This is a genomic window from Streptomyces sp. NPDC020958, from assembly GCF_055562175.1.
Map to the genome: position 1 here is coordinate 32618 of NZ_JBVHFU010000025.1, position 26358 is coordinate 58975.

The window sequence follows — 26358 nt, forward strand, 5'->3', positions numbered from 1 at the left end:
CGCCTATCTCCACCAGCGTGAGCTGTCCCGAGTTTCGTGGAATCCGCGGATCTTGTTTCAGGCGGACTGCGGGGTGGCTTCCTGTTGTCGCCACCAGTCGCGTTCGTACTCGGCAGGCGGGACGTAGTCGAGGGCGGAGTGGAGGCGCTCTTCGTTGTACCAGTTGTCCCACTGGAAGGTCGCCCGCTCGACCTGGTCGAAGTCCTTCCAGGGGCCTTGCATCTCGATCAGCTCGGCCTTGAACGTGCCGTTCGGTGTACCGAATGGACACATACTGGGCGAGTTCAACCGGTCGCTGTGGTGAATGAGCCCGGAGTCCTTCTTGACCCGTCGCCGCCACAGCGCCATCTCCACCGCGTCCAGCGGGAGTTCGGTCCGCATGTGGTTCGCGGCCTGCCAGCCGACGATCATCCGCGAGTACACGTCCAAGACGAACGCCACACACACCCAGCCCGACCATCTGCGTACATCCGTCATGTCCGCCACCCACAGCTGATCGGGACGGCTCGCGGTGAAGTCCCGGTCGACCAGGTCCGGCGGGCGGGGCACCGACGGCTCGGGGACAGTGGTGCGACGCCGCTGACCTCGGATGACACCCTCCAGGCCCAGCTCGGCCATCGGCCGCTCGACTGTGCAGCAGGCCACGACGACGCCCTTGCGCCTGAGCGCGCGGGTGATCCGGCGGGCACCATAGGTGCCGGCCGACTCGGCATGCACCTGCTCGATCAGCGGCATGAGCTGCTCGTCCCGCAGCCGGCGGGCCGACTTCGGCCGCTTCGTGCGGGCGAAGTACGTCGACGGCGACAGCTCCAGCACCCGGCAGACGGGATCGCCCCCGAGACCTTTCTCACGCAGGTGGTCGATCACTTGCTCGGCCTCGTCCGGGGACGGTCGATCTCCTGGGCAAAAAACACCGACGCGGATTTCAGGATCTCATTCGCCCGCTTCAACTCCGCTTTCTCCCTGCGGAGTTGCTTCAGCTCCTCGCGTTCGGCCGTGGTCAGCCGATCGCCACGATCACCGGCGTCGGCTTCGGCCTGGCGGACCCACTGCCTGAGGGCTTCTGTGTGGATGCCGAGATCCCGGGCGACATGCGCGACCGGGCGGCCGGTGGTGCGGACCTCGCGGACGGCCCGCTCGCGGAGCTCATCGGGGTACTTACAAGACCACGGAGTTAGAGCGGATGCGCGGTTGTCAATGGGATCGAGGGTTTTCGGGGAAGCCCAGGTCATGGCAACGGGGCTCCTGGTAGAGCGAAGAAGCCGACCAAGGTCTTCCCGCTCGGAGGAGCCCCGTTGCCCGCTCAGTGTTCCACCGTCACGCTCACGTCGTCCATCACCGTCGCCGACGGCGTCTTCGCTCCGGGACATCTCGGCGAGCTGACCCGGCAGTTACCCTTCGAACTTGTCGATGACGTGCTGGAACGCGTCGGCGGCGGCCAGCGAAGGGTACGGCTGCTGCCGTCGAGGGTGGGCGTGTACTTCGTGCTGGCACTGGCTCTGTTTCCGCAGCTGGGGTACATGCGCGTGTGTGACAAGCTCACCGCCAGGCTGCACGGGCTTCTTCACAGACGCCCTTCGGAGAAGGCGCTGCGGGAGGTTCGCCGGCGGCTGGGCGTCACGCCGTTTCGGTCGCTGTTCGAAACACTGGCCGGTCCCGCGGCACAGCCGATCACACCCGGAGTGCGATACCGGTGCTGGCGCACGGTCGCCTTCGACGGGTGCAGCTCCACCAAGGCCCCCGACCGGCCGCGAGTCTGTGCCTGGCTGGGCAAGCACAAACACCGCTACGGCACCGACGGATATCCGATGCTGAAGATCATGGTGCTGTGCGAGACCGGGACCCGCGCGTTGCTCGGCGCGGTCTTCGGACCGACGCCGGAGAAGGAGACCGGCTATGCCGAGCAACTGCTGCCGCTGCTGGACGACAGCATGCTGCTGCTCAACGACCGGGGCTTCGACTCGGACGACTTCCTCGCGAAGGCCGCGGCCACCGGGGCACAGCTGTTGGTACGCCTCAAGGGAACCCGGACACCCGCCCGTTGGGCCCTTTTGCCGGACGGGTCGTTTCTGACCAGGATCAACGGGACCCGGCTGAGGATCATCGACGCGCACATCACCGTGACGACCGCCAAAGGGCTGCGGGTGGAAGGCCACTACCGGCTGGCCACCACGCTGACCGATCAACGACGCCACCCCGCCGCCGAACTGGTGGAGCTCTATCACGAGCGATGGGAGATCGAGTCGGCGTTCTACTCGCTCCGGCACACCCTGCAACGCGGTCTGGTGCTGCGCTCCCAAGACGCGACCGGGATCCAGCAGGAGCTCTGGGCTCACCTGACCGTCTACCAGGCGCTGCGCCGAGCGATGGTCGAGGCCGTCGAGACGCTCCCCGGCACGGATCCAGACCGCGCGTCTTTCACCATCGCCCTGGAGACCGCCAAGGACCAGCTCATCGCCGCGGCCGATGTGCTGCCCGAGGCCGGGCCGGGGCAGATCGCATCGGCCCTGCTGCACAATCTGCTCCCGCCCCGCCGGGCCCGCGTCAACCCACGTCGCGTCAAGTGCCCGATCTCCCGCTATGCCGCACCACCTGACCAGGCACAAGTCCTGGGTGCCTCCAGGATCACCAGCATCAAAGTCACCGTGCACTCGTCCGCCAACCCGGGCCCCGACGGGCGTCGCGACCGCACGCTGCAACTTTTGCGCACCGCCCCTCTTCGCACCTGGCACGCATGTGAAATCGCTCGCGGCATCGGACTGGACGACGCCCAGGGACTACGTGCGGAACTGGGGCGCTGGGTCCGCGAGGGAATCCTCCGCCGCACCGGGCGAGGCGTCTACACCCTCGAACCCGAATGGATCGCACCAGACCCTCAACACCCCTTTGATCCTGCACAGTTGACGACTGCGGTTCCGCTCTAACTCCGTGGTCTTGGGGTACTTACGTGGTGCTGGCACAGCTCGTGGTTCTGCTTCGAGCCAGCACCATAAGCCTGGCTTCAGGGACTCCACGAAACCGGGGTCAGCTCAGCTCAAGAGCGATCTACAGGCTTCGGGCCTTGTCTCGTTCACCTGGACGCACCGGTGACGTTGATCCGCCGCCAACCCGTACGCGAGACCTTATGATTCGAGGGCTCGCATACGGGTTCCCTCGACCAGAGGCCCAGGATTCCTGGAACCCGCGCGCCTTCCCTTGCGGCAGCCGCAAACTGGGCCGGCCCGCGCGCTCCGCAGACATGTACGTAGGCTCCCACCACCGGGCATGCCGCAAGGCCGCCGCCGCGCTGCAACCTGACCTGCTGCTCATTCTCTCCGCACGCCACGGGCTCCTCGATCTCGACGACGTCATCGAGCCGTACGACACACCTCACGGCGCAGCCGACGCGGTAACGAGCCAGGTCCTTCTGGAACAGGCGACCGCGCGTGACCTCGTGGGCCTCGACCCGGTGGTGGCCCTCGGCGGTGCACGACACATCGGCCTCGTGCGCTCCGTCCGGCCGCACGTCCACACGCCGTTGGCCGGAGCACGCGGTATGGGTGAGCCTGGCCCGGCTCGCAGCATTGCGCGAGGGCCGGGGAACGCCTCTGCCATGACGCTTCGAGCGGCGCCCCCGCGGCCCCGCCGCCATGTGCGACAAGTACCGTCTGCCCCGGCGTGCTGAAGCGGGGCGCCCCGAGTAGCGTGGGGAAGTGGCTGTACGGAACGGCTGCCTTCACGAGTGCCGCCGTCGCCCTCGCGGGCGTTCGCTGCTGGTCGGACGTGGTATTCGCGTTCCCGGTCGGGCGCTGGACGACCGTGAAGGGTGGAGTTCCGAACCAGTGCTAGCGAGGCGCTCATGGCCTTTGCCGCTGCCAAGGACGGCACACAGATCTGCTTCAAGGACTGGGGGGCGGGTCAGCCGGTGGCGTTTTCCCACGGCCGACCACTGATCGCGGATGCGTGGGATCCACCGCTGAAGCTGATGGTGGACGACGGTTTCCGGGCCGTGGCCCACGACCGACGTGGCGGCGGACGGTCCGACCAGCCATGGGTGGGAGAGACGACCTGGCATCGGTCCTGGAGAACCTTGATCTCCGGCTCGAGGCGTGTGGCTGAAGTGGTTGCGCGAAGGTTCGACCGTGTCGCAGGAGTTCGACAACCCCACGCTGATCATTCACGGCGACGACGACCACGACCTCCTTGAATTCGCACGCGGCTGACCGACCAGGTGTCGTTCACCGGTCTTCCCCCATTCACGTGGCCGGCGACAGACCACTGGCCGGCGCGAGCCCGAGGAATGCCCATGTCTCAGCAAACGAACATCGCCGCACAGACCGCTTTCGCAGAGGCGGTCATCACCGGCGACCTCGCGGCCCTCGACGAGATCGTCGCGCCGGACTCGATCGACCATGATCCAGCCCCAGGACAGCTGCCGGGGCCCGAAGGGTACAGGGCCATGTTCGCCGATCTTCGGGCAGCCTTTCCCGACCTGCACGTCGCGGTGGAGCATCTGGTGGCCACCGACGACGAGTTGGCCTTTGCCTACACCATCACCGGAACGCATCTGGGGCCGCTGATGGGACGGCCCGCGACCGGCAGGAAGGCAAGCTACCGGGGCATGCAGATCAGCCGCTTCGACAGCGACGGAAAGCTCGTCGAACGCTGGGGCAGCAGCGACGAACTCGGCATGCTGCGCCAACTCGGACTCACCGAGTTGTGACCCCAAAGAACGGGATTTCCGATCGTACCGGGACGACCAGCTCACACGCGATCGGCCACCGTTCCTGTCCACGCGGTGCCGAGAGGACGCTTCGGGTCGGCGGAATGTTGAGGTCCTCGGGTGGCAAAGACGATCCTTCTCCCAGGGCACGGGCTGCTCGTGCATACGGACCCGAGGTGTACCACCCGCGAACGAAGGCCGCGCTCAATTGGCGCCGTGGTTCGTGGCCTCGATGGCCACTCGTCACAGTTCGGCAGCGCGCCGGAAACCGCGCACTGCGGGAGTGCCGGCGGGACGCACGCGTCATCGCCGAACTCCTCCGCGATCCGAAGTCCGCCGCCGAGGCGCTGAGCCGAGGGCTCGTCGCCCGCACCGACGCCGAGCGGAGCGTCGCCCCGCGGACGCACCTGGCGGCCCTCGCCGGGAACCCGTCGTTTTGCGGCTCTTGTGCGCTACTCCGGTGTCGCCGCCCGGTCCTCCTCCTCGATGGGCAGGCCCACCGGGCGGCGGCCCGAGGGTTGTTGCGGCTCGGGGAGCACGGGTGCGGGCGGCACCGGGCGGTCCACCGGAGCGTCGGGGGTGAGGGATGTCGGCTGACCGTGATGCAGCACGACCAGGGGTTCGCCCTCCACCAGGCGATACCGCACCTGGGACGGGCCGATGTCCACCTTCAGCCTGCGTCCGCGTACCAGCAGCGTGAAAGCCACCCTGGACAGCGACTCCGGCAGGCGCGGTGCGAACGCCAGCAGGGCCTGCCTCCCATCGTCACCGCCGTACCGGCGCACGCCTCCGAAACCGGCGACCAGCGCGATCCACGTACCCGCGAGGGAGGCGATGTGGAGCCCGTCCCGGGTGTTGTGCTCCAGATCCTCCAGGTCCATCAGCGCTGCCTCGCCGAGATAGGCGTAGGCCAGGCGCAGGTGCCCGGTCTCGGCGGCGAGCACCGCCTGGAAGCACGCCGACAGGGAGGAGTCGCGGACCGTCAGCGCCTCGTAGTAGGCGAAGTTTCGGGCCTTCTGATCGTCGGAGAAGGCCTCCGGGCACTCCATCATCGCCAGCACCAGATCGGCCTGCTTCACGACCTGCTTGCGGTACAGGTCGAAGTAGGGGTAATGCAGCAGAAGCGGGTAGTTCTCCGGCGGGGTCGCCTCGAAGTCCCAGCGCTGGAGACTCGTGAAACCGGCCGACTGCTCGTGCACGCCGAGCGTGTCGTTGTACGGCATCGCCATGCGGGCCGCGGCATCCCGCCACGCGGCGGTCTCCTCGTCGTCGACACCGAGTGTCGCGGCGCGCTCGGGATGACGTGCGGCGGAGTCCGCGGCGGAGAGCAGGTTCTGTCGCGCCATCAGGTTGGTGTACAGGTTGTCGCGGGTGATCGCGCTGTACTCGTCGGGGCCCGTGACCCCGTCGATGTGGAAGACGCCTTCCGCGTCGTGGTGTCCGAGGGAGCGCCACAGCCGCGCGGTGTCCACGAGGAGTTCGAGGCCCTCACCGCGTTCGAAGTCCTCGTCCCCCGTCGCCAGGACGTACCGGTCGGCGGCGATCGCGATGGCGGCGTTGATGTGGAAGGCGGCCGTCCCGGCCGGCCAGTAGGCCGAGCACTCGGCGCCGTCAATGGTGCGCCAGGGGAACGCCGCGCCCTCGAGCCCCAGTTGACGCGCGCGCTCCCGCGCCGTCGGCAGCATCCGGTGACGCGCCCGCAGTGCCGATGCGACGGCCTCCGGCGCGGTGAACGTCAGCACCGGTAGCACGTAGGACTCGGTGTCCCAGAAACAGTGACCGTCGTACCCGGTTCCGGTCAGGCCCTTGGCGGGAATCGCCCGGTTCTCGCCACGGGCCGCCGCCTGGAGCACATGGAAGAGGGCGAACCGCACCGCCTGCTGGATGCGCGCGCTGCCCTCGACCTCGACGTCCGCGCCCGCCCAGAAGCGATCCAGGTACGCCCGCTGTGCCGCGGCCAGACCGTCCCAGCCGGTGCTGACCGCGGCCGCCACCGCCGCGTCCACCTGATCGTGCACGGCGGGCAGCGAACGCTCCCCCGACCAGCCGTAGGCCACGAACTTGACCAACCGGAGCGGTTGCCCGGGCACCAGGTCCGCGGTCACCGTCAGGCGGCTGACGTCAGCCTCGCACTGCGCCGTCCAGCGGGTGGTCTGCGGCCCTTCGACGAGATGGTCCGCCGCTGCGGCCACCCGCAGCGCACTGCGGTCGGTGCAGTGCACCAGCCGCAGTCGGGTGTCCTGCGCGAAATACTCCTCGGTCAGCAGCGGTGACCCGATGGCCGCGGCCACGCGCGGATCGCCCTGGAATCGCGGCAGTTGCGCGTTGGCGACGAGTTCGGACTGCACGGCCACCGTGGTCGGTCCGTCGACGGGCTCCACTTCGTAGACCACCGCGGCCACCGATCGCTGCGTGAAGGACACGAGCCGCCGCGAGGAGATCCGCACCGTACGACCGCCGGGTGAGGTCCATCGTGCGGTGCGGCTGAGGATGCCGGAGCGGAAGTCCAGGACGCGCTCGTGCGCGACCAGTCGGCCGTAGCGCAGATCGTACGGGTGGTCGTCGACCAGGAGGCGGAAGATCTTGCCGTCGGTGACGTTGATCATCGTTTGGCCGGACTCGGGATATCCGTAGCCGGCTTCGGCGTAGGGCAGCGGATGGCGTTCGTGGACGCCGTTGAGGTATGCGCCGGGCAGTCCGTGGGGCTCTCCCTCCTCGAGGTTGCCGCGCCACCCGATGTGCCCGTTGGAGAGGGCGAAGACCGATTCGCTCTGCGCGAGCACGTCCAGATTCAGCTCGGTCTCGCGCAGGCACCACGGCTCGACCTTGAAGCTGGGATGGGTGATCACCGTTCCTCCAGGAGTTCCGCCAGGTCACGGACCACCACGTCGGCGCCATGGGCTCGCAGTTGTTCTGCCTGGCCGACCCGGTCGACGCCCACGACCACGCCGAACCGTCCTGCCCGCCCGGCCTCGACGCCGGCGAGGGCGTCTTCGAACACCGCGGCCTGCCCAGGATCCGTGTCCAGTCCTCGGGCGGCCTCCAGGTAGGTGTCCGGGGCGGGCTTGCCCCGCAGCCGGCGCTCGTGGGCGACCACCCCGTCGATCCGCTCGTCGAACAGGCCCGCGATACCGGCCGCTCGCAGGACGTCCCGTGTGTTCGCGCTCGACGACACCACCGCGCAGCGCAGGCCCGCCGCCCGCGCCGCGTGCACGAAGCGGACCGAGCCGTCGTAGGGTTCCACCCCCTCCTCGCGGATGCGCCGCAGGACCAGCTCGTTCTTCCGGTTGCCCAGGCCGTTCACCGTCTCCGCCTCCGGCGGGTCGCCCGGCGATCCCTCGGGCAGGTGCACCCCGCGGGCGGCGAGGAACGTACGCACACCATCCTCACGGGGACGGCCGTCCACATACTCGTCGTAATCGCCGACCCCGTCGAATGGCACGAACGCCGTCCCGTCACGCGACGCGCGTTCGCGCAGATAGCCGTCGAACATCTCCTTCCAGGCAGCCGCGTGCACCTTCGCGGTCTGGGTGAGCACCCCGTCCAGGTCGAACAGGCAGGCACGGACATGTGCAGGAAGCCCCAGCATGCCGACGAGGCTAGAAGGCACCTGCGGACGGACACGACAGGTCACCCTCCGGCACGCCGGAAGGCACCCGCTCGGTCGGCTCCCGTGCGCCAGAACCAGGGACTCCCAGGTGTACTCGGCGACCAGTGGCTGTCCACCCGAGAGCATCGCAGGCGCACGGTTGCGTCCAGGGAAGTGGTGTACGGGTTAGACCTGATCCGGGGGTTTGCTCCGGCGTCGGGGTGATGCCCGCATAGATGAACGGCCACCGGCTGATCTTCGAGGTGTCGAAGCCCGAAGGAGATCAGCACGAGGCTCGTAACCCTCCTGGGGCGGACGTCAGGCCGCGACCGGGCCTTGCAACGGGACTGCGAGTGCTTTCAGTGCCTGTTCCAGGCCATGCAGATGGGCCAAGGCCAGTTCGCCACCGGAAGGATGCGGTGGCGCAACCGCCGCATGACCGTCACTTGGCGTGGCACCGGGCGTGATGAGTGCCTGCACTGCTGCCTCCACCCGCCAGCACGCTGCCGCAAGCCTCGCGTCGTGGGAAGCATCCGGATCCGCTGCGACCGATGCCAGGCCACGCACCTCCCGGGCACACCGGTCCAGCAGCTCGATCACCTGACGGGCCCGCGCTTTACGCGCCCGCAGCGGAGTGAACGGGTGCACCAGCGGCGCCAGCGACAGCCTCACCCTGCCCAACAGCAGCTCCAGTTCAGCGACATACCGTGCCGGATCCGCAGCCGGAGAGCCGGCCAGACGGGCCGCAGCCTCAGAAGTGCACGCATGGACACAGTGCAGCGCTCGCTGGATCCACGCGTCAGTGGTGGCGTGCGTGGTCACCGGCAGCACCGACACCACCGCGAGCCCCGCGCCGAGCGCCCCCACCCCCGTCTCCATCACACGCAGAGCGAGCAGCGCCGGATTCAGCACCCCCAACAGGCCATACAACAGCCCGGCCATCACCGTCACCGCCAGCATCATCCACGTGTACGACACCGCCGCCGTATAGAAGATGCCGAACACGCAGATCGCGACAAGCGCCGCGGTGGGAGCACCAGCCCCATCCAGCGGCACAGCGATCACCAGACCAACGGCGATACCGATCACCGTGCCCAAAACCCTGCGAAAGCCCCGCACCAGGGTCTCGCCCCGCGAGGTGGTGTTCACGAAAATCCACCACACCGCACCCACAGCCCAATACCAGCGCTCGTGCGACACCAGCTGCCCCACCAACAGAGCGAAAGCGCCGCCCGCCATTCCCTGCACCGCGTGGCGCGTGGTCACCCGGGCGAAACCCTTACCACCCTGCGCCGCCACCACAACGGCGGGCGGCGACAGCCGCCGCTCGTAACACCACAGGCCGAAGCGCACCCCTGAGGACGCCAGCAGGGCAAGGGCCACCGCCGCACAAAGCTCCGGCAACTGGCCCGGCACCGCATGCAGGAACTGCGCCGCGAAAAACATCATGAACGCGAAAGTCCCCAGAGCGTGGCCCCGCGGCCCCCAACGGCGGGCATACATCCCCGCGCCGAGGACGGCAACGAAGACCACGTCCCGCACCCACGGGAAACCGTGCAGCACCGCTGCGAGAGCCAGCACCGGGAAACCCGCCACCGGCAGCAGTGCCGTCGTGAACGCCTGCCCCCGCACCGACCCGTCGGCCACCGTGAACAAGGCGAGCAGCGCGGCGAGCCCACCAGCGATCGCCGCCGGCAGCGACTGCATCGCCAGATCCGACACCGTCACCGCCAGACCGACACCCAGGACACCCCGCGCAGCACTGCGCAACCTCAGCCGCCCCGGGTCAGGAGCCGTGAACACCCTCTTCAGCACTGATTCCCCTCCCACGGGCGGCATGGAAATGGCGCCGCGGGGATCCGCAGCGCCATCGACACGAACATGAGAGCACCACGGGGGCAGCTGGCTCAAGTGAGGCCGAATTCACTGTGCCATCGGTCCGGCGCCGAGGCGGAGGCGGGCATACCGGTGAGGCCATTGGCCCAGCTCGGCGCGGACGCCACGTGAGCCATTGGTACAGTCGTAGGTGATGACCGTGGACGAGCTGGACACCCGCATTCTGCGACTGCTGCTGGAGCAGCCGCGCACCAGTGTGCGCGAGTACGCCCGGATCCTCGGTGTCGCCCGGGGCACCCTCCAGGCCCGACTGGACCGGCTGGAGCGGGACGGTGTGATCACCGGGACCGGACCCGTGCTCTCCCCCGCGGCGCTCGGCCATCCGGTGCTGGCGTTCGTGCACATCGAGGTCACCCAGGGACATCTGGACGACGTGGGGGAGGCGCTGGCCGCCGTGCCGGAGATCGTGGAGGCGTTCTCGATCACGGGCGGCGGGGATCTGCTGACCCGGGTGGTGGCGCGGGACAACGCGCATCTGGAGGACGTGATCCAGAAGTTGATCAGCCTGCCGGGCGTGGTGCGCACCCGGACCGAGGTGGCGCTGCGCGAACGCGTCCCGCACCGGCTGCTGCCGCTGGTGGAGTCGATCGGCCGCGCGGCGCGGGGATGACGGCGTCCTGACCCCGCGAGCGATCTCGCACGCCGCCGCCCCTCCCCGACGGGCGGTCACCCGGAAAGGCCAGTACCGCCCCCGTTCGCTCCGCCGGTCGTGCGATGACCCGAATGACTGCATAGCGTGTCCGTATGACCACGACCTGGGCAGAACCACAGCAGCCGGCCACCGAAGACCGGCGCTGGAAGGCGCTCGGGGTCTGTCTGACGGCGGGCTTCATCTCGCTGCTCGACACCTCGATCGTGAACGTCGCCCTGCCCTCCATGGAACACGGGCTGGGTGCCACGGAGGCCGCCCAGGCCTGGGTGGTCTCCGGATACGCCCTCACCTTCGGGCTGGCCCTCGTCCCCGCGGGCCGGCTCGGTGACATGCGCGGCCGCCGCCAGGCGTTCCTCGTCGGCCTCGCGGTCTTCACCGTGGCGTCGGCGGCCTGCGGACTCGCGACCAGCCCGGACTGGCTGGTGGCGTTCCGGCTGATCCAGGGCGCGGCGGCGGGCATGGTCGCCCCGCAGACGTCGGGGTTGATCCAGCAGATGTTCCAGGGCGGCGAACGGGCCAGGGCCTTCGGCCTGCTCGGCACTGTCATCGGGGTGTCGACGGCGGTGGGCCCGCTGGCCGGCGGTGTGATCATCGACGCCGTCGGCACCGACGACGGCTGGCGCTGGGTGTTCTTCGTCAACCTGCCCATCGGTGTGGTCGCGCTGGCCGCGGGGCTCCGGCTGCTGCCGCGGTTCCCCGCCGTCGGCAAGCGGGAGGAGTTCGACCCGGTCGGGGTGCTGCTCCTCGGCTCCGGCGTGATCGCGCTGATGCTGCCGCTGGTGCAGGAACAGCAGTGGACCGGGCGGCAGAAGTGGGCGCTGCTGCCGCTGGGCGCACTGCTGCTGGGCCTGTTCTGGACGTGGGAGCGGCGACAGGGCCGGCTCGGCCGGGCACCGCTGGTCGACCTGAGCCTGTTCTCGTTGCGGTCCTTCACCCTCGGCGCGCTGGTCAGCCTGACCTACTTCGCGGGCTTCACCACGGTCTTCTTCGTGCTCGCCCTGTTCCTGCAGAACGCTGCCGGATACAGCGCGCTGGCCGCCGGCGTCACGGTGCTGCCGTTCGCGGCGTCCTCGGCGGTCGGCGCCGCGCTGGGCGGCCGGATGGTGGTGCGGCACGGACGCAAGCTGGTCGTCCTCGGCCTCAGCGGGGTGGCGCTCGGGCTGCTCGGCATCGTCGCGGTGGTGCGGACCGTGCCGTTGGAAAGCCTGGGGTGGGCGGCCGTGCTGCCGATGATCGTCGGCGGGATCGGCTCCGGCATCACGGTCTCCCCCAACACCACGCTCACGCTCATGCGGGTCCCGGTGCAGCGGGCCGGCGCCGCCGGCGGGGTGCTGCAGACCGGCCAGCGCGTCGGCTCGGCGGCCGGGATCGCCGTGGTGGGGTCCGTGTACTTCGCGCATGTGGCCAACCACGGGTCGGCCGTCGAGGCGCTCCAGTACGGCCTGCTGACGTCCCTGGGACTCATCCTGCTGGCGCTCTGCCTGGCGGTCGCCGACCTGCGGGAACGGACGAAGGCACCACAAAGCCTGGAACCGCGGGCCCTGGCACCGCAGGGCCTGGAGCCGTAGGAGCGGACCGGGACCGGGCCGGAGGCCAGCCCCTCGTCATGACCGGCGGCGGGGCTTCGCGCGTTTGGCGGGCTTGGCGGACTGGGCGCGCTTGGCTCCGGTGCCGCGCGACCGCGGCGTTCCGCGGCCGGCCTGCGCCGCCTTGCCCTGCGCGGGTTTCTGCGACCGCCCGGCCCGCTCCGGCTTCTGCTCCTTCTCCGGCGCCTGCTGCCGGCCGCGGCTGCTGTTGACCGTGCGGCCGCGGACGATTCCGATGAAGTCGTCGACCAGATCGGTGGTGGCCTCTTCCGGCCAGGACAGCGCCACGGTCGACCGGGGGCCGTCGGTGAGCGGCCGGTAGGTGAGGTCGCGACGGTGGTACAGCCGCGCCAGGGACTGGGGTACCACGAGCAGGCCCACGCCGGCGGCGACCAGTTCGACGGCGTCCTCGGTGGTGGCGGGGCGCTCGAAGGCCGGCTCGCCGGGCGGGGCGTCCCAGTCGAACACGTCGTCCAGGGGGTGGCAGAGGACCTCGTCGGCGAGGTCGGCGACGGTGACCTCCTCGGCCGCGGTGATCACGTGGTCCTTGGGGGCGACGACCACGGTGGTCTCGGTGTAGAGGGGGATCGCGCTGAAGAACGTACGGTCCACGGGGAGCCGTACGAAACCGGCGTCCGCGTCGCCCGCGCGCAGCAGGCCGGCCACCTCGGCGGCCGGGACCTGGTGGAGCGTGAGGGGGACGTCGGGCAGGCGCTCGCTCCAGATCCGTACCCATTTGGCGGGCGTCACGCCGGGGACGTACGCGAGCCGGAACGACGGTGTTTCCTCCGAGCCTGTCACCAGGCAAGGTTAACCGGCCGCGGTCCAAGCGGTGGACGGCCCGGCACCGGAGCGGTCGGCCGGGCGTGGTCGCGAGCGGGTCGGCACGCGTGGTCGGCGCCCGTATCCCCGGCCGATACCCTTGACCTCATGAGTTCGCACCACACCGCCCAGACGATGAAGCCCGCGACCGCGGCGAAGAAGCTGGGCGTGTACCTGCCCGCCGCGCCCGCCGCCTTCCAGGAGGGCGTCGTCTCGCGCGCCGAGCTGGACGAGCTCCAGGCGAACCCGCCGCAGTGGCTGCTCGACCTGCGGGCCGACGGGCCGCACCCGCGTCCGGTGGTCGCGGCCAAGCTGGGCGTGTCCATCGCGGGTCTGGCGCGCGGCGGGGTGACGGAGGCGCTGACCACCGCGCAGATCGAGGAGCTCAAGCGCGAGCTGCCCGAGTGGCTGCGCAAGGAGCGCGCCACGCAGGCCGAGGTCCGCAAGGAGGGCGCCCGGCTGAAGAACCTGAAGCGCGAGAAGGAGGCGGGCCGGGGCTGACCCCGGCCACCCGTTCGGCTCTCCCACGGCCCCGTCCGAGGCGCGCCCGCCTCGGACGGGGCCGTTGCCGTGCGGACCTGCGTCTCCCGTCCGTCGTGGACCGCGGAGCGCGTTGTCAGTGGTGCCCTTTACAGTTCCCAGCACTTGATCACTGCGGTGCGGGGAGGCACGCATGGGGTGGGTGACGGCCGGGGACTACGAGGTGGCCCTGGACGACGGGAAGGTGGTCTGCCGCAACGCGGCGGGACGGCGGCTGAAGTCCGTGCCGGCGAAGCTGGCGGACGATCCGGCCGTCCTGGGGCTGCGGCAGCTCACCGAGTGGCTGGAGCGGCACGAACGGCAGTGCCTGGCCGACGTGGAGCGGTGGATGACCCGCTCGCTACCGGTGCCGCTGGCCGTTCTGACCCGGGTCTGGCCGGACCCCGCCTGGCGGGCGGCGCTGCGCGACCTGGTCGTCACCGGCGCCGACGGCGAGGTGGCCGGATTCCTGCGGGACGCCGACGCCGAGCGCGGGCTCGGCCTGGTCGACCTCGACGGCGACACCGTGCGGATCGCCCCCGACCTGGTCCGGCTGCCGCACCCGGTGCTGCTCGAAGACCTCGCGGAGCTGCGGGAGTTCGCGGTGGAGCTGGGCGTCGAGCAGCGGGCGCAGCAGCTGTTCCGGGAGGTCTGGCACCGCCCGGCGACGCTGGACGCGCAGGGCACCCAGGTCGAGGAGTACGCGGGCGGGGTCTTCAAGGAACTGCGGTTCCTGCACGGCAGAGCCACCCAACTGGGGTACCGCGTGCGCGGCGGATACGCGGTGTGCTCGGTGCTGGAGGCGGGCCGCGGGGTGGAGGCCCGGGTCTGGGTCGGTGACTTCGACGGCTACTACGAGACCGAGACCGGCCCGCTGGCGTGGACGGATCCGGCGGGCCGGGCGCTGAAGCTGGGGCAGGTCGGCCCGGTCGCCTGGTCTGAGGGCATGCGGATGGCGGCGGCGCTGTACGCGGGACGGGACGTCGAGGACGAGGAGCGCGCGGCATGAGCACGTACGACGACACCACCGCGGCCGCGTTGCTCGACGCCGGCGCGATCCTGCCCGCGGGCACGACCCGGCGCGAGGACGCCGACGTCCTGACCGCCCGCACGTACACCCATCCCGCACTGGACGACCGCGCGGTGGTGCGACTGGTGCCGGGCACCCTCGGCGAGGCCGAGGACCTGGCCCTGGAGTTCCTCGGCCTCGCCCGGGAACCGGAGGCGCCCGAGGTGGGCCAGGTGCGCCGGGAGACCCTCGGCTTCCCGGCCTGGGCGCTGGTCCACGACCCGGCCAACGGCCATCACGCCCTCGCCCTGGTCAAGGACGTGGAGCGGCTGGCCCGGCAGGCCAAGTCCAAGCCGGGCAACGCGAAGGAGGGCTTCGAGACGCTCGGCGAGCGCCTGGGCCGTGCGGTCCCGCACTTCCTGCCCACGTTCTACGAGCAGGCCGCGCGGGTCTTCCTCCAGCACGAGAACACCACCTACGCGGCCGCCTTCTTCGGCAAGGCCCGGGAGGCGGAGCGGGTGCACGCCCTCGCGGTGGACGAGGAGCGGCAGCGGGCGGTGTTCCTGGAGTTCGCGTTCGCCGGGGCGCTCACCGTGAAGGCCCTCAAGGAGTACGTTCGGGACCTGGCCCGGCGGCTCGAACCGGACGTCGCCTGGGCCCAGTTCCGGCAGCTGACGGTGGAGCGCTGCGCGGCCGGGATGCCGCCGTACGCCTCGCTGCCGCAGGACGCCCGCGGTCTGATCAAGGCGGCCGACATGGACCGGGTCACCGAGGAGTGCGCGCTCGTCGCCGACCTGCTGGCGTCCCCGGCCGCCGTGCGGGCGCCCGCCTCGTTCTGGAACGCCTACCGCGCCGTGCTGCCGGTCCTGACGGAACGGCGGCCCGACATCCGGGTACGACTGCTGGAGATCATGCCGGCCGGGCTGGGCGGCGAGGTGGCGGACGACGAGTTCTGGCTGGCGCTGCTCGCGGAGTCCGGGGCCGACCTGCTGCTCACCGAGGAGGGCGGGGAGGTGGACGCGGCGGACTGGCTGACCCGGTGGGCCCAGCACCGCAAGCACGGGGCGGCGTACGCGCACCGCTCCCCGGCGACGCTGGCGCTGGTCGAGCGGATGGCACCGAGGCTGCGTGCGGCCGGGCGGCCCGTCGACCTGTTCACCGGGCGCTGGCGGGCCGGCGCCGACCTCGATCTGCTGGACCTGTGCGTGGCGGAGGGCATCGCGCTGACCGCGCCGGGCGCCGACGAGGAGGTGCACCTGCCGCTCGGCTTCTGGCTGGGCGACGAGCGGCCCGGACAGCGCGACCTGAAGGCCGTCGCGGCCGAACCCGGTCATCGCCTGCTGCTGGCCCGGGCCGTCGAGGGACTCGGCCGCGGCCAGGGCAAGGACCTCGCCAAGGCCGCCGCGCATCCGGTGCTCGGCGGCATACTGCGCCAGTGGCTGGAGGAGGCCACCGCGGAGTTCGCCTCCTCGGCCGGACTGCCCGCCGTCGAGAGGAAGCTGGAGCGACTGCGCCCCTTCCGGACCGTGATGCAGGAGAGCCCGCCCGCCGTCCGCCTGCTCACCGGGTACGACATCGTCCCGGTCCTCGGCCGCACGCTGCGCGCCGGCATCCTGGACGAGCTGGGCTGGTCCGCCCTGGACGAGGCGCTGGAGCTGCTGGACAGCGAGATCCGCAAGGACCGGGACAACTCCCTGGCGGTGACCGAGGCCTGGCCCGCGCTGATCCTGGCGCGCGGGCACCGGGCCGTCGTCGTCGGACCCGAGGGGGTGCTGCTCACGCACGAACTGCGGCTGCCCACCAACCTGGACCGCTGGCAGCGGCCCCGGTTCCGGTACGCCGACGGCGAGTTGCTGGTGCTGTGGCGCGACGGCTCGAAGCAGTACGGCTACTGGTCGAGCCGCCCGGCCGACGTGTTCCCGGTCGGCGGCGAGCAGCTCCCCGGCTGGTGGTCCGGCATGGACGCGGCCAACGCGTCGATCCCGCTGCCCGGAGGCGGCCGGGCGACGGGCGGCCGGACCCTGCACGCCGGGGACACCGTCCTGCCGCCGGGCCGCCCGGTGATCGGCGACGGCGTCACCTACTGGCGACAGGGCCGGCAGGGCCGGCAGTCGGTGTGGCTGGAGTACGACCCGGCGACCGGCGAGCACGGGCGGGCGTCGCTGCCCGCGCTGCTGGCGTCCGCGGTCCGGGAGGACGCCTCGCTGCGACACGGCTCCTGCGAGGTGCTGCCGCTGCAACCCGGCCTTGAGCACAGCCCGTTCGGCACCGACGGCACGGTGCTCGGGCGGTGGGTGCGCACCCAGGGCGAGGGCGCCGAGGCCCGCACGACCGCCGGTACGCCGGACGGGCGGACGGCGACCCTGCGTACGGGGCACGCCGGCCGGGTGCCGTTGGGGGCGCTGCGGCTGCCGGGCGGGGCCGAGCCGATCGCCGCGCAGACGTACCAGAGCGTCTCCCTGCACGCGGACGACGGTACCGAGCTGGGCCGGGTGTCCTTCGGGGAGTCCGGCGGTGCGTACGCGGCCGGGACGCGGCTGGTGCCGCCGGTCCCGTTCTGGCACGCGCTGCGCCCCCGCGACGAACGCGGCTCGGCCGTGCTGCGCGCCCTGTCCGACGACTCGGCCGCCGAGCTGATGCGCACGACGGCGACCGCGATGGCCGAACGGCAGGAGGCGCTGACCCGGGCCGGCCAGGACGAGAAGGCCAGGGCCGCGGTGCCCCCCGCCGACGAGGTGGCCCTGACCGCGGTGGCGGCGGCACTGCCCGAACTGACCGACCGGCGGCTGCTGGCCGGGGTCGCCTCCCTCGTCCGAGCGGCACTGCGGGCCCGTGAGACGGCCACGAAGCTCGTCACACCGCCGCAGGAGGGGGCGCGGCAGCCTCGGCAGCGGACCGAGGGCATGTTCGCCGACTACAGCCCCGAGCACGGCGGGGACCGCGCGCTGCACGACGCCGCCGCCGGCCTCGTGACCCTGCAGAACGCGTGGTACGCCGGTTTCGCCACGCTGCGCCAGATCCGCTCGGTGAACCACGTGCTGTCCGGAGAACCCGCCGACGGCACACCGCTCGCGCACCGCGACCGGCACGCCGTCGGCGACGGCTGGCTGAGCGACGAGCACACCGTCCCCCGCATCGGCGCGGTGTGGCCGCCGGTCCTGGGCGCCCTGCGGCCACTCGCCTACCGGGCCGCCTCGCCCGCGCTCTCCGACGTCCAGCGCGAGCCGCTGCTCCTGCTGTTCGAGGCGCTGACCGAGGGGCCGCTCGCCGGGCTCGGGAACACCCTGCGCGAGGTCGTGCTCGGCGAACCGCACGACGAGCAGCAACGAGCGGGCCAGGTGCTGCGCCGGGACGGCCGTACGGTGGTCGTGCTCGGCTGCCAGAGCGTGGACCCGCAGCTGGGCCGGGTCGAGTGGCTGGCCCTCGACCACGACCCGTCCGGGGTGTTCGGCGCCGTGGGTCACTTCACCCTGGTCGAGGAGACCCGGTACACCACCGGGATACCGGCCCGGCGGCTCGCCGAACTCACCCGGCTGGTCCGGGACAAGGGCTCCGCACCCTGGCGGCCCGAGGCCCCCGGGGAACTGGTGGCCGCGACGGACGGCGGCCTCGGCCCCCTCCAGGCGACCGTGCTGGTGGCCGGGCAGCCGCAGGCGCCCGCCGCCGAGGAGCTCGCCGTCATCGGCCTCAAGCCCCGGCAACGGGCCTTCGGCACCGAACTGCTGAACTCGCTGGGCCAGGACGAACAGCGGGCACTGCTCGGCGCCCTGCTTCCCGAGGACCCCGCCGAACTGTGGACGAGCGGCCCGTGCACGGCTGCCGCGGGCCGGCTGTGGGCCGAGCGGCTCGGCACCCTGGTCCGCCTGCCGGAGGACCTCAGCACCGATCTCGCCGGCATGGGGATCGCTCACGCGGAGACCGTGCTGAACCCCGCGCGGGTCCCCTGGCTCGCCCGCACCACGGTGTTCCGGCCCGACGCGGAAGGCGATCTGACGCCCGCCGATCCCGCTGCGGTGCCCAGCTCGTACGCGCTGACGGGAGCCGTGCAGAGCCTGGCCGCGCTCGCGTACGTACTGCCGTACGGACATCCGCTGCGGGCCGGGCTGCCGGCCGGGCTGGCCGCGCTGCGCCGTCGTCTGTCCGACCCCGAGCTGCTGCTAGACCTGGGCCTGGACTGGACCGAGAAGAACGGTCCGACCTCCGTGCAGCTGCGCAAGGTGCACGGCCTGCCCGAGACCGGCGGCGGCGACGCGCACGGGGTGACGCGGATCGGCGAGGCGCTGGTGCTGCGCCCCTGGTACGCGCAGACGGAGCACGTCCAGCTCCGGCCGGCCGCGCTGAGCGGCCCGGACGACTCCGTCCTAGGGCTCCTGGAGGGCCTGGTCGGCCCGGGGCGCCGGTCCGGCCTGTGGGCCGTCCGCACGCTCCTCGGCGGCGAACTCGCCCGTGCCGTCGCGGCGGAGGGGCCCGCGGGACACCCGCAGGACCCCACGGTCACCGTGCCCGCGCTGGTGGCCGAGGTCGCCGCGGCCCACGGCCTGGGCGAGGACGCGGCGGCGCTCTACCTCCAGCTGCTGGCGCTGCCCGACCCGACCGACCGCAACTGCGCGCGCTGGAGCGGCTGGAGGCCCGCCCGGGCGAAGAAGGCGCGGGCCGAACTCGCGGCGACCGATCTGGTGGTCGAGGCGAAGCGGCCCCGCGCCGGCCGCACCCTGTTCCTGCCCTGCGGCTGGCGTGACCTCGGGGCACCGGCCCTGCCGGTGGAGACCTGGAAGGAGGCCCTCTACCCGGTCTCCGACGGCGACCGCACCCTGCCGCTGGTCCCGGCGCCGGAGCTGTTCGCCCGCGCCTGGGAACGCGTACGGGCCGGGGACCCGCCCGCGTACGAGCAGCTGACGACCCGGGCGACCCGCGGAGGCCGCCGCCGATGACCACGATCCGCTCCACCGCCGAGGACGCCCCGCAGATGACCGCCACCACCGCTCCCCTCCGCCAGATCGTCCCGCCCGAGGACCGGTACGCCACCGAACTGGCCTTCCTCGCCGGGTACGACGCCGGGCCGCGCCCGCCCGCGTGGCGGCTCACGCCCCGGGCCGTCGTCACCTTCGTCATGGGCAGCGGCGGGCGGGCGCTGCGGCTGCCCGACGACGCCGAGGTGCCGCAGGGGGTGCCGCGGCGGCTGGTCGTGGCGGACAAGTTCGTCGGTGACCGCGCCCTCGTCGAACGCTGTGTGGTGACCCTCGCCGGTGAGCGGGGGCTGCTGCTGGTCGGCGAGCCGGGCACCGCCAAGTCGATGCTGTCCGAGCTGCTGTCGGCCGCGGTGTGCGGCACCAGCGGTCTGGTCGTGCAGGGCACCGCGGGCACGACCGAGGACCAGCTCAAGTACGGCTGGAACTACGCCCTGCTGCTCGCACAGGGGCCCAGCAGGCAGGCCCTCGTCCCGTCCCCGGTGCTCACCGCGATGACCAGGGGTGCCGTCGCGCGCGTGGAGGAGGTCACGCGGTGTCTGCCGGAAGTCCAGGACTCCCTGGTGTCGTTGCTGTCCGAGCGGCGCATCGCCGTGCCCGAACTCGCGGGCACCGAGGACGCGTTGGCGCATGCCGCGCCGGGCTTCACCCTCATCGCCACGGCCAACCTGCGGGACCGGGGTGTCTCGGAGATGTCGGCCGCGCTCAAGCGGCGCTTCAACTTCGAGACCGTGGGCCCCATCCCGGACCTGGACGCCGAGACCGCGCTGGTGCGCGGCCAGGCCAGGGCGTCCGTGGAGCGGGCCGGGGCGCCCTTCCAGGTCGACGACGCGGTCTTGGAGGCCCTGGTCACCGCGTTCCGTGACCTGCGCGAGGGACGGTCGGCCGAGGGGTGGGAGGTGGAGCGCCCGTCCACGGTGATGAGCACGGCGGAGGCGGTGTCGGTGGCGGGCGCGCTGGCCCTGGCCGCGGCCTACTTCCCCGGCGACCGGGACGTCCTCGGCCTGCTGCCGGGGCATCTCCTGGGGGTCGTGCGCAAGGACGACCCCGCCGACGCGGCCCGGCTGCGCGGCTACTGGGACGGCCCGGTCCGACGCCGCGCGGAACAGGGCTCGGCGACCTGGCGCACCCTGTGGGACCTGCGCACGGTCCTGGAGGCGTGACGCCATGTCCGAACCGCCCGAGGACGTCGCGTCCGGCTCACATGAGGACGTCGTGTCCCGTTCACGTGAGGACGTCGCGTCCGCCTCCCCCGAAACGGCGCTCGCGGCCCTCACCGATCCCGCAGGGCCCTACCTGATCGGTGTACGGCACCACGCGCCGTCGCTGGCCGCGGCCGTGCCGGCGCTGCTGGGCGAGGCGAAGCCGGACATCCTGCTCGTGGAGCTGCCGGCCGAGTTGCAGGACTGGCTGCCGTGGCTCGCCCACGAGGAGACCCGGGCCCCGGTGGCGCTCGCCGCGGCACCGGCCGACGGCAGCGGCGGCCCGGCCTTCTACCCGTTCGCGGACTTCTCCCCGGAGCTGGCTGCGGTGCGGTGGGCCGCGCGGCACGCGGTACCGGTGGTGGCCTGCGACCTCCCACTGGCGGACCGCGGTGGGCTGGTACGGGAGTCCGCGGCGGCGCAGGGGCCGGAGGGCCTGTCGGCCGCCCTGCGTTCCCGGCTCACAGGCCGCCCGGGGGACGACCTCTGGGACCGGCTGGTGGAGACGGCCGCGCCCGGTTCGACACCGGAGGCACTGCGCAGGGCGGCGCTGCTGACGGGGTGGGCGCTGCGGGCGGAGTCGACCGTGTCGGAGGTGGATCTGCGCCGGGAGGAATGGATGCGCGCACGCCTGGCGGAGACGTCGAAGAACGGCGAGCGCGTGGCCATGGTGGTCGGCGCCTTCCACACCCCGGCACTGACACGCCCCCACAGGGACGCGGAGCTGCAATCGATGCGCGACTGCCACCGCGTGGTCGCGACCGGGCCTCACCGGCCCGCACCCGAATGGACCACCTCTCTCATCCCCTACACCTACGCCCTCCTGGACGAGCGCTCCGGCTACCCCGCCGGTATCCGCGACCCCGAATGGCAGCACATGGTCCTCCAAGCGGGCGGTGAACCGGCCCTGCTGGAGGACGCGTTGACCCACGCCTCGGTCCGGATCTGCGCCGCCCTCCGCGACCAGGGCCACCCCTCGGGCCCGGCGGACGCACGAGAGATCACCCGCCTCGCCGGAGACCTCGCCCGCCTGCGCGACCTCCCCGCCGCGGGCCGCGGCGAGCTGGTCGAGGCGGTCCAGACGGTGCTGGCGCAGGGCGAACCGTACGGCCGGGGCCGAGCCGTCGCGCGCGCGATGGAGACGGTACTGGTCGGCAACCGCACCGGCCGGCCCGCGCCCGCCGCACCGCGCAGCGGCCTCGTCCCGGCGGTGGAGGCCGAGATCGACGTCCTCGGTCTGCCCGGTCCGGCCGACGGCGGCCCCGGATCACCCCGGGACCTCCGCCTCGACCCCCTCCGCTCGGACCTCGACCGCCGCCGTGAACTGCTCCTGCGCCGACTGACGTTGTGCTCGGTGCCGTACGCCGAGCAACGGCCGGTGACCGGTACCGGCGGCGCCGACGCCCTCACCTCCCGCTGGGAGGTCCGCTGGACACCGGCCACCGCCGCGATGCTGGCGGCCGCGGGGATCCGCGGGGTCACCCTCGCCCAGGCGGCCGAGGGACTGTTGCGCGAGCGCGCCCGCACGGAACGGGACGCCGGCGGGCCCACGGCGGCACAGGTGCTGGACGGTCTGGAGCAGGCGGCGCACTGCGGTCTGCCCGACCTCGTGGCGGAGCGGCTCGGTGACACCGCCGACGTGCTGCCCGCCTCCGGTACGCTCCCCGAACTCCTCACCGGGCTGGCCCTGCTGGACCGGCTGCGGACCGGCCACATCGCCGGTCTCGACGCGGATCGGGACCGTACGGAAAGGGCCGCCGCGGTGGCCGACCTGCTGACCGCCGCGGCGGTACGCCAGGTGGACGGACTCACCGGTTCAGAGGATCCGGCCGACGCCCACGCCCTGCTCGAACTCGCGCAGCGCGCCGACGTGTTGGGCGGCGTCCGGCTCACCGATGCCCTGTCCCGGCTCGCCGCCGACGGTTCGCCGTTGATGCGGGGCGCCGCCGGGGCCGTCCGGGTACTGCTCGGCCAGGAGGAGCCGGAGGCGTTCGGCGGCCGGGTCGCCTCCTGGGTCGACGGCGCGGTCGACCCCCGCTCCCGGGCCGCGCTCACCGCCCGGTTGACAGGGCTGCTGACGGCGGCCGGGCGGTTGCTGGAGGCGGCGGCACCGACCTTGGAGCCCCTGGTCGACCGGGTGTCCCAGCTGTCCGACCGGGACTTCCTCGACCGGCTTCCGGCGCTGCGCGGCGGTTTCGACACCCTGAGCCCGGCCGACCGGGAGCGCCTGCTGACCGGTGTCGAGGGGCGCCTCGGCACCGACCGCGTCGCCGACACCGGGACGCTCGATCCCGTTGCCCTGGCCACCTGGACCGGCGCGGACCTCGCGGCCCGCGACACCCTGCGGGTGCTCGGCCTGCTCCCCTCCCCCCGGGATCACGCGGAGCCGGAGGCCGACGGCTCCACCACCTCCCCGGCCACGGAGGACCACCGGCTGTCGCCCGTCGATCGCTGGCGCCTGCTCCTGGGCCGCCGAAGCGACCGACTTCCCCCTTCGGCCGGTGCGTTGGCCACCGCACTCGACGAGCTGTACGGCAGCGGGCGCGGGGAGGGCAGCCGGGGTGGACTCGGCGGCGCGGGCGGCGGGCGCGAGGCGCCGTATCCCGGGGTGCGGGAGTGGTCGCAGGAACTGGCGGCGCTGTTCGGGCCCGGCATCAGGGAGGAGGTGCTGGCGGCGGCCGCCGCGACGGGGCGCCAGGACGTGCTGGCCGAGCTGGATCCGGACACGGTGCGGCCTTCCGTGGACCTGCTGCGCTCGGTGCTCCGGCATGCCGGTGGGCTGCCCGAGGCCCGGCTCGCGGCACTGCGTCCGCTGGTGCGGCGGCTGGTGGACGCACTGACCCGGGAGCTGGCGACGCGGCTGCGTCCGGCGTTGCACGGCACGGCACTGCCGCGTCCCGGCCGGCGTCCCGGCGGCGGCCTCGACCTGCCGCGCACCCTGCGGGCCAACCTGGCCACCGCCCGACGCGCACCGGACGGCACGGTGCGGGTCATCCCGGAGCACCCCGTGTTCAGGACCCGGGCCCGGCGGGCCGCCGACTGGCGGCTGATCCTGGTCACCGATGTGTCGGGGTCCATGGAGGCCTCGACGGTCTGGGCCGCGCTCACCGCCTCGGTGCTGGCCGGTGTGCCGACGCTGTCCACCCACTTCCTGGCGTTCTCCACCGAGGTCATCGACCTCACCGACCATGTCGCCGACCCGCTGTCGCTGCTGCTGGAGGTCAGCGTCGGCGGCGGCACCCATATCGCGGCCGGACTGCGGCACGCGCGGGAGCTGGTGACGGTGCCGTCCCGCACGCTCGTGGTCGTGGTCAGCGACTTCGAAGAGGGTCATCCGGTCGGTGGACTGCTCGCGGAGGTGCGGGCGCTGGTCGGCGCGGGGTGTCAGGTGCTGGGGTGCGCGAGCCTGGACGACTCGGGTCGTCCGCGCTACTCCACCGGGGTCGCGGGACAGCTGGTCGCCGCGGGGATGCCGGTGGCCGCTCTGAGCCCGCTCGAACTCGCCCGCTGGGTAGGGGAGAAGATCGCATGAGTACCGAACTGCCCGCGGTGGCGCCGGTCGTGACCGCGGAACTGGTCGCGGCCCTTTCGCCCCGCCTGCGCAAGCGGCTGGACGCGGGCGTCGCCAAGCTGGCGGGTCGCGCCGTCGTCCGGGACGGCGACACCGTGCGCATCTCCGTCGACGACGAGGGCTCCGTGCTCGAACTGCACGCACCGGGTGGTGTCGTGACCGACGCGGCGGCGGTGCGCTGTGGCTGTCTGCTGGCCCCGGACTGCCTGCACCGGGCGGCGGCGGCCTCGGCGGCACCGGTGGGCGATGCGTCCGGGCCCGTGGAGACGTCGGCCGAGGAGTCCGGTGGGCGACGGGCTCCCGGGCCGACCGCTTCAAAGACTCCCGACCCTGCCTCTGCCTCTGCCTCTGCCTCTGCCTCTGCCTCTGCCTCTGCCTCTGCCTCTGAAGACCGTGCCCGGGAGGACCGTGCCCGGAAAGGCCCTGCCCGGGAAGACCCCTGGGAAGAAGCCGCCACCCCCTCTCAACTCACCGCCGCGCAGGCCCTCCTCGTCGCCGCCGCTGCCGTGCTCGACGCCGGTACGGACGGTTCCGGTGCCGTGGTGCAGGCGGAGTTGTTGCGTGCCGCCCACACCGCGCGGCTCGCCGGCCTGCCCCGGGCGGCCTCGGCCGCGGTCTCCGTGGTCACCGCGTTGCGCGCGGCGCGGGCGGCCGACCCGGCGTTCCGGCTCGCCGACCTGGTCACCGCCCTGTCGGAGACCCTGTACGTGGCCTACCGGGTGCCGTCCGCGACCGGCGGGGAGCTGACGGAGCTGCGCGGCACCGTGCGCCGTCCCTACACCCCGGACGGTTCGCTGCGCCTGTACGGCCTGTTCTCCGAACCCGTGCTCACCGCGAGCGGGTACGCGGGAGCCGTGACCTGGACCGCGGACGCCGCAGGCCGGCTGTGCAGCGTCTCCGACGTGGCACCGGGCGGCGCGGGACGGGCGGTGGGCGCCGCCGACCGTGCCGTACGGGTCGGTGACACGGCGTTGACGCACCGCGCCTTGTCACGGGCCGGGCTGGCGGTCACCGGGGCGACCCTGTCACCGACCGGGCGGCTGGGCGCGGGCAAGGGCGTACGGGCCGTGCGTGCGTCCGGCGTGGACTGGCGGGCCGAGCCGCTGGACCGGTTGTGGGCGGTACCGGTGGCCGAGCAGGTCGGGCGCGCCCTCGGCGGCGGGCACGACCTGCTGTTCCTGGAGGTGACGCTGGTCGGTCCGGTGCGGGAGACCACGGGTGACTGCCTGCTGGCCGACTGCGGCGGGGTGCCGCTGCGGCTGACGGTCGCGCACGACCATCCGGCGCTCCCGTACCGCGACAACCTGCGGTTGCTGGCCGCCGCCCGCGGCAGTCGGCTCCGGGTGATCGCACGGCTCGCACCGGCGTCGCACGCCCGCGCCCAGGTGCTCGCGAGCGAACACCCCACGCTCGCCGGACAGCGGGTGGACCTGGGTCTTGACCGGCTCCAACAGGCGGACGTGCCCGCTCCGGTGCCGGCCGGCACGGCGTCCCCGCCCGAGGAGGCCCCCCTCCACCTGTTGCGCCGCAGGGTTGCGCAGGCGGCCTCGGGGGGCCGGCGCGTGCTGGCCTTCCCCGGGGACTCCGCGGCGGACTCCCGCCGTCTGCGGCGGCAGGGGCTGGCCACGGCCGGCGACGTCCTCGACGAACTGCTCGCCGCGGCGGCGGAACGCTCGCGTGATGTCTTCGGCCGCCTGCTTCCGGCGGACACCGGCCGCTTCGCGCGGACCTGGCTCGCCGCTGCGCGCTACACCGACGAGGTGGAGCGTGTGCTGTGCGCCGCCGCCTGGGGCGGTTGACCGGGCAGGGCGAACGGGCCGGGCGACCGGTCGCGGGCCGCCGC

At 72.6% G+C, this 26358-nt stretch carries 17 protein-coding genes and 1 pseudogene; 12 read left to right on the forward strand and 6 right to left on the reverse strand.

The window, feature by feature from the left end:
* Positions 1–57 precede the first annotated feature (57 nt).
* On the reverse strand, positions 58–867 hold the full coding sequence (locus ACZ3KP_RS39105) for an IS3 family transposase (protein WP_467505689.1): 810 nt from the start codon (positions 865–867) through the stop codon (positions 58–60).
* Entirely contained in the window at positions 864–1232 is a 369-nt protein-coding gene (locus tag ACZ3KP_RS39110; protein WP_467505691.1) for a transposase, read from the reverse strand. Before ACZ3KP_RS39110 ends, ACZ3KP_RS39105 begins: the two co-directional genes overlap by 4 nt.
* A 63-nt stretch (positions 1233–1295) precedes the next feature.
* Here ACZ3KP_RS39110 and ACZ3KP_RS39115 point away from each other — a divergent pair, with 63 nt between their 5' ends.
* The 4 genes and pseudogenes from ACZ3KP_RS39115 (at position 1296) to ACZ3KP_RS39130 (ending at position 4702) form a co-directional block, all read left to right on the forward strand.
* Positions 1296–2924, forward strand: coding sequence for an IS4 family transposase (locus ACZ3KP_RS39115; RefSeq protein WP_467505693.1), 1629 nt, complete (start codon positions 1296–1298; stop codon positions 2922–2924).
* A 314-nt stretch (positions 2925–3238) separates the two neighbouring features.
* Entirely contained in the window at positions 3239–3664 is a 426-nt protein-coding gene (locus tag ACZ3KP_RS39120; RefSeq protein ID WP_467505695.1) for a DUF6884 domain-containing protein, read from the forward strand.
* A 174-nt stretch (positions 3665–3838) separates the two neighbouring features.
* Positions 3839–4077 (forward strand): annotated as a pseudogene (locus ACZ3KP_RS39125) (alpha/beta fold hydrolase); the annotation flags it as partial.
* A gap of 208 nt (positions 4078–4285) precedes the next feature.
* Complete coding sequence (locus tag ACZ3KP_RS39130; protein ID WP_467505697.1) at positions 4286–4702, forward strand: ester cyclase; 417 nt, start codon at positions 4286–4288, stop codon at positions 4700–4702.
* Positions 4703–5154: 452 nt separating this feature from the next.
* Here the strand turns inward: ACZ3KP_RS39130 and ACZ3KP_RS39135 are convergent, their stop codons facing one another.
* From ACZ3KP_RS39135 to ACZ3KP_RS39145, 3 genes are all read right to left on the reverse strand, one after another.
* Entirely contained in the window at positions 5155–7551 is a 2397-nt protein-coding gene (locus ACZ3KP_RS39135; RefSeq protein WP_467505698.1) for a glycoside hydrolase family 65 protein, read from the reverse strand.
* Positions 7548–8291 carry an HAD family hydrolase gene (locus ACZ3KP_RS39140; RefSeq protein WP_467505700.1) on the reverse strand — a complete coding sequence of 248 codons (744 nt, stop codon included), beginning with the start codon at positions 8289–8291 and terminating at the stop codon, positions 7548–7550. Before ACZ3KP_RS39140 ends, ACZ3KP_RS39135 begins: the two co-directional genes overlap by 4 nt.
* A gap of 318 nt (positions 8292–8609) precedes the next feature.
* The gene (locus ACZ3KP_RS39145) at positions 8610–10106 is read right to left on the reverse strand and encodes an FUSC family protein (RefSeq protein WP_467505701.1); all 1497 of its coding nucleotides are present in this window, start codon (positions 10104–10106) and stop codon (positions 8610–8612) included.
* A gap of 214 nt (positions 10107–10320) precedes the next feature.
* Between ACZ3KP_RS39145 and ACZ3KP_RS39150 the strand changes: the two genes are divergently transcribed.
* Entirely contained in the window at positions 10321–10797 is a 477-nt protein-coding gene (locus ACZ3KP_RS39150; protein ID WP_358973378.1) for an Lrp/AsnC family transcriptional regulator, read from the forward strand.
* Positions 10798–10931: 134 nt separating this feature from the next.
* Entirely contained in the window at positions 10932–12407 is a 1476-nt protein-coding gene (locus ACZ3KP_RS39155; protein ID WP_467505703.1) for an MFS transporter, read from the forward strand.
* 36 nt (positions 12408–12443) lie between these two features.
* Here ACZ3KP_RS39155 and ACZ3KP_RS39160 read toward each other — a convergent pair whose 3' ends face one another.
* The gene (locus ACZ3KP_RS39160; RefSeq protein WP_467505705.1) at positions 12444–13226 is read right to left on the reverse strand and encodes a LysR family substrate-binding domain-containing protein; all 783 of its coding nucleotides are present in this window, start codon (positions 13224–13226) and stop codon (positions 12444–12446) included.
* 129 nt (positions 13227–13355) lie between these two features.
* On the opposite strand from ACZ3KP_RS39160, the gene ACZ3KP_RS39165 reads away from it, so the two are divergent.
* The 6 genes from ACZ3KP_RS39165 to ACZ3KP_RS39190 all read left to right on the forward strand — a co-directional run bounded on the left by ACZ3KP_RS39165 (position 13356) and on the right by ACZ3KP_RS39190 (position 26314).
* On the forward strand, positions 13356–13748 hold the full coding sequence (locus ACZ3KP_RS39165) for a DUF5997 family protein (RefSeq protein ID WP_467505707.1): 393 nt from the start codon (positions 13356–13358) through the stop codon (positions 13746–13748).
* Positions 13749–13920: 172 nt separating this feature from the next.
* Positions 13921–14775 (forward strand): DUF4132 domain-containing protein, encoded by an 855-nt coding sequence (locus tag ACZ3KP_RS39170; protein WP_467505709.1) that lies wholly within the window; start codon positions 13921–13923, stop codon positions 14773–14775.
* Positions 14772–19706, forward strand: a complete 4935-nt coding sequence (locus tag ACZ3KP_RS39175) for a hypothetical protein (RefSeq protein WP_467505711.1) — start codon at positions 14772–14774, stop codon at positions 19704–19706. Before ACZ3KP_RS39170 ends, ACZ3KP_RS39175 begins: the two co-directional genes overlap by 4 nt.
* A complete protein-coding gene (locus ACZ3KP_RS39180; RefSeq protein WP_467505713.1) occupies positions 19703–20905 on the forward strand; it encodes an ATP-binding protein in 1203 nt (400 codons plus the stop codon). Before ACZ3KP_RS39175 ends, ACZ3KP_RS39180 begins: the two co-directional genes overlap by 4 nt.
* Positions 20906–20909: 4 nt before the next feature.
* Positions 20910–24476 (forward strand): DUF5682 family protein, encoded by a 3567-nt coding sequence (locus tag ACZ3KP_RS39185; RefSeq protein WP_467505715.1) that lies wholly within the window; start codon positions 20910–20912, stop codon positions 24474–24476.
* A complete protein-coding gene (locus tag ACZ3KP_RS39190) occupies positions 24473–26314 on the forward strand; it encodes a hypothetical protein (protein ID WP_467505717.1) in 1842 nt (613 codons plus the stop codon). The genes ACZ3KP_RS39185 and ACZ3KP_RS39190 overlap by 4 nt, the downstream gene beginning before the upstream one ends.
* Positions 26315–26358: the final 44 nt, after the last annotated feature.

Bases quoted from the DNA above. Each gene is read 5' to 3' on its own strand.
- ACZ3KP_RS39110 (WP_467505691.1), bottom strand. From the start codon at position 1,232: ATGACCTGGGCTTCCCCGAAAACCCTCGATCCCATTGACAACCGCGCA.
- ACZ3KP_RS39120 (WP_467505695.1), top strand. From the start codon at position 3,239: ATGTACGTAGGCTCCCACCACCGGGCATGCCGCAAGGCCGCCGCCGCG.
- ACZ3KP_RS39130 (WP_467505697.1), top strand. From the start codon at position 4,286: ATGTCTCAGCAAACGAACATCGCCGCACAGACCGCTTTCGCAGAGGCG.
- ACZ3KP_RS39140 (WP_467505700.1), bottom strand. From the start codon at position 8,291: ATGCTGGGGCTTCCTGCACATGTCCGTGCCTGCCTGTTCGACCTGGAC.
- ACZ3KP_RS39150 (WP_358973378.1), top strand. From the start codon at position 10,321: ATGACCGTGGACGAGCTGGACACCCGCATTCTGCGACTGCTGCTGGAG.
- ACZ3KP_RS39155 (WP_467505703.1), top strand. From the start codon at position 10,932: ATGACCACGACCTGGGCAGAACCACAGCAGCCGGCCACCGAAGACCGG.
- ACZ3KP_RS39165 (WP_467505707.1), top strand. From the start codon at position 13,356: ATGAGTTCGCACCACACCGCCCAGACGATGAAGCCCGCGACCGCGGCG.
- ACZ3KP_RS39170 (WP_467505709.1), top strand. From the start codon at position 13,921: ATGGGGTGGGTGACGGCCGGGGACTACGAGGTGGCCCTGGACGACGGG.
- ACZ3KP_RS39175 (WP_467505711.1), top strand. From the start codon at position 14,772: ATGAGCACGTACGACGACACCACCGCGGCCGCGTTGCTCGACGCCGGC.
- ACZ3KP_RS39180 (WP_467505713.1), top strand. From the start codon at position 19,703: ATGACCACGATCCGCTCCACCGCCGAGGACGCCCCGCAGATGACCGCC.
- ACZ3KP_RS39185 (WP_467505715.1), top strand. From the start codon at position 20,910: ATGTCCGAACCGCCCGAGGACGTCGCGTCCGGCTCACATGAGGACGTC.
- ACZ3KP_RS39190 (WP_467505717.1), top strand. From the start codon at position 24,473: ATGAGTACCGAACTGCCCGCGGTGGCGCCGGTCGTGACCGCGGAACTG.